We start from the raw sequence: 4058 nt of genomic DNA, 5'->3' as shown, positions 1-4058 counted from the left end.
CAGGTGAAGGTGCGCGGGCTGCGTATCGAACTGGGTGAAATCGAGGCGCGGGTGCTGGAGCACCCGCAGGTGCGCGAGGCGGTGGTGCTGGCCCAGGACAGCGGGCATGGCCAGCAGCTGGTGGCCTACGTGCTGGCCGAGGAGCAGGGCATGGCGGTGGACGCCGCCGCACTGCGCGACAGCCTTCGCGAGCAGCTCAAGGGCAGCCTGCCGGACTACATGGTGCCGACGCACATCCTGCAGGTGAAGGCCTGGCCGGTGACCGCCAACGGCAAGCTCGACCGCAAGGCTTTGCCCAAGCCTGACAACAGCGCCCTGCAGCAGGCATACAGTGCACCGCAAGGCCCGCTGGAACAGCAGATCGCGGCGATCTGGCAGGACCTGCTGAAGCTGGAGCGGGTTGGCCGCAGCGACAACTTCTTCACCCTCGGTGGCGACTCGATCGTTTCGATCCAGGTGGTCAGCCGCGCCCGCCAGGCGGGCATCCGCTTCACCACCAAGGACCTGTTCCAGCACCAGACGGTACAAGACCTGGCCGCAGTCGCCGAGGTGGGGTGTACGGTACAGGCCGACCAGCGCCCCTTGCACGGGCCCACACCGCTGCTGGCGGTGCAGCATGCCTTCTTCGACACAGCCATTGCCGAACGCCAGCAGTGGAACCAGTCGGTGCTGTTCCGCCCGTTGCAGGCGCTTGAAGCACAGGCGCTGGAGCAGGCGCTGCAGGCCCTGGTCACGCACCACGACAGCCTGCGCCTGAGCTTTGTCGAGGTTGATGGGCAATGGCAGGCCAGCTACCGGCCTGCCGGGCCGGTACAGCCACCTTTGCTATGGTGCGCGACACTGGCCGATGCCGGTGAGCTAAAGGCATTGGGTACCGAGGCCCAGCGCAGCCTCAACCTGGCTGATGGGCCGATGCTGCGCGCGGTGCTGGCAACCTTGGCGGACGGCAGTCAGCGCCTGTTGCTGGCGATCCACCATCTGGTCGTCGATGGGGTGTCCTGGCGTATTCTGCTGGAGGACTTGCACCGGGCCTACCAACAATGTGCGGCCGGGCAGGCGCCACAGTTGCCCGCCAAGACCAGTGCCTTCAGGGCCTGGGCCGAACAGTTGCAGGCCTACGCCGCCAGCGACACGTTGCAGGCCGAACTGGGCTATTGGCAGGCGCAGTTGCGCCATGCCAGCGGCAGCCTGCCGCAGGACAACAGCGCTGGTGCCCTGAGTAACCGGTACGCCCGCACGGTCTACAGCCACCTGGACGGGGCCCTGACCCGACAGCTGTTGCAGCAGGCACCGGCCGCTTACCGCACCCAGGTCAACGACCTGCTGCTGACTGCGCTTGCGCGGGTAATCTGCCGCTGGAGCGGCGAACCCTCGACGCTGATCGAACTGGAAGGGCACGGGCGCGAAGCGCTGTTCGACAACCTCGACCTGGGCCGCACGGTCGGCTGGTTCACCAGCCTGTTCCCGCTGCGGCTGAGCCCGGCGGCAACGCTGGATGGGTCGATCAAGCAGGTCAAGGAACAACTGCGCGCCGTGCCCGAAAAGGGCATTGGCTATGGTGTGCTGCGCTACCTGGCGGACGCTGCCAGCCGTGAGTGCCTGTGTGCCTTGCCGGTGCCGCGCATCACCTTCAACTATCTGGGCCAGCTGGATGGCCACCTGGCAACCGATGAGCAGGCGCTGCTGGTACCCTGCGCAGACCCCAAAGGCGATGAGCAGAGCCTGGACGCGCCATTGGGTAACTGGCTGACGCTCAATGGCCAGGTCTATGCCGGTGAGCTGAGCCTGGGCTGGACCTTCAGCAGCGACATGTTCGAAGTCGCCACCGTGCAGCGCCTGGCCGATGAATACAGCCACGAGCTGCGCGCCCTGGTCGAACACTGCTGCCAGCGCGAACACGCCGGTATGACCCCTTCGGACTTTCCGTTGGCTGGTCTGACCCAGGCCCAGCTCGACAGCCTGGCGCTGCCGCCAGCGATGATCGAGGACATCTTCCCGCTTTCGCCCATGCAGCAGGGCATGATGTTCCATACGCTGCTGCAGCAGGGCGGGGATTACATCAACCAGCTGCGGGTTGATGTGACTGGCGTGGATCCCGAGCGCTTCCGTGCTGCGTGGCAAGCGGCAGTCGACTGCCATGACCTGCTGCGTGGCAGCTTCATCTGGGGTGAGCTGGCCAGCCCGTTGCAGATCATTCAGCGCGAGGCGCAATTGCCGTTCGCGGTGCATGACTGGCGTGGCCGTGACGACCTTGCCGATGCGCTGGAGGCGTTCGCTGCTGCAGACCGCGCGGCCGGCTTCGACCTGGTCCGGCCGCCGCTGTTGCGCCTGACCCTGATTCGCCTCGACGCGCAGCGTTATCACCTGATCTACACCAGCCACCACATCCTGATGGATGGCTGGAGCAATACCCGGCTGCTGGGCGAGGTGCTGCAGCGCTACCACGGCAGCGTGCCGGAGCAAGGGCCGGGGCGCTTCCGTGACTACATTGCCTGGCTGCAGCGCCAGGATGGCGCAGCCCGGCAGGCGTTCTGGACCCGCCAGTTGCAAGACCTGGATGCACCCACTTTGCTGGCCAGGGCCACGGACTGGGCAGCCGGTAGTGAAGGGCAGGGGCAGGTCGAGCGGGCACAGCAACTGGATACCCGGCAGACCGCCCGCCTGGACGCCTTTGCCCGTGAGCGCAAGGTCACCCTCAATACCGTGGTGCAAGCGGCCTGGCTGCTGGTGCTACAGCGCTATACCGGCCAGGCCTGCGTCGCCTTTGGCGCGACCACGGCTGGGCGGCCGGCCGAACTCAAGGGCATCGAGCAGCAGATCGGCCTGTTCATCAATACCTTGCCGGTCATTGCCAGCCCACGCCCGGAGCAAGCGCTGGGTGACTGGCTGGATACCGTGCAGGCACTGAACATCGCCCTGCGTGAGTACGATCACACGCCATTGTTCGATATCCAGCGCTGGGCCGGGCAGGGCGGCGAAGTGCTGTTCGACAGCATCCTGGTGTTCGAGAACTACCCGGTGTCCGAAGCGCTGCAGGCCGATACCACCAGCAGCCTGGTGTTTGGTGAGGTGGCGAACCACGAACAGACCAACTACCCGCTGACGCTGGTGGTTAACCTGGGTACGCACCTGTCGCTGCAGTTGAAAGTCGATCGGGCACGGTTCAGTGCCCGGCTGGCCGGGCAACTTGGCGAGCACCTGTTGCAGGTGTTGCAGCAGATGCTTGAGAGCAGCGCCGAAACGGCGTTGGGCGAGTTGCCGATGCTGAACCCGCAGCAGGCGCAAGCGGTGCTGCATGACCTTAACGACACCGCCACCGACTACCCCGGCGACTGGCGCGTGCACCAGCTGTTCGAGGCGCAGGCGCGTCGCCAGCCGGATGCCACGGCACTGCTGTTCGGCGACCAGCGCATGAGCTACCGGGCGTTGAGCGAGCTGTCCAGCCAGTGGGCGCACAAGCTGATCGAACAGGGTGTCGGCCCGGAAAGCCTGGTGGGTATCGCCGCCGAGCGCTCGCTGGAAATGGTCGTTGGCCTGCTGGCGATCCTTAAAGCCGGCGCCGCCTATGTACCGCTGGACCCGGACTACCCGGCCGAGCGGCTGGCCTACATGTTCGAAGACAGCGGCATCGAGCTGCTGCTGACCCAGGCACACCTGCGCGAGCAGCTGCCGGCGTTTGCCGGGCAGGTGCTGCTGCTGGACCAGCCCGGCGAGCTGGGCGGTTACGCGCGGCAGGTGCCGGCGTGCCGGCTGCACCCGGAGAACCTGGCCTACGTCATCTACACCTCCGGCTCGACCGGGCGGCCGAAAGGCGCCGGCAACCGCCACCTGGCGTTGTACAACCGGCTGGCGTGGATGCAGCAGGCGTATGCGTTGGGCAGTGCCGACACGGTGTTGCAGAAGACGCCGTTCAGTTTTGACGTGTCGGTGTGGGAGTTCTTCTGGCCTCTGATGACCGGTGCGCGGCTGGCCCTGGCGGCACCGGGCGAGCACCGCGAGCCGGAGCGCCTGATCGACACCATCGAGCGCCACCAGGTGACCACCTTGCACTTCGTGCC

The 4058-nt window shown here is 66.4% G+C and carries 1 protein-coding gene; it reads left to right on the top strand.

The features are described 5' to 3' along the window. Window positions 1-4058: condensation domain-containing protein (locus tag ACF8EA_RS17980; protein ID WP_392522828.1), on the top strand; the 4058-nt coding region annotated here is incomplete at both ends.

The organism is Pseudomonas sp. YQ_5 (assembly GCF_043103305.1).
Taxonomy (GTDB): Bacteria; Pseudomonadota; Gammaproteobacteria; order Pseudomonadales; family Pseudomonadaceae; genus Aquipseudomonas; species Aquipseudomonas putida_Y.
Note: the sequence above shows the minus strand (reverse complement) of the source record. Positions and strands in the feature narration are given on the sequence as shown.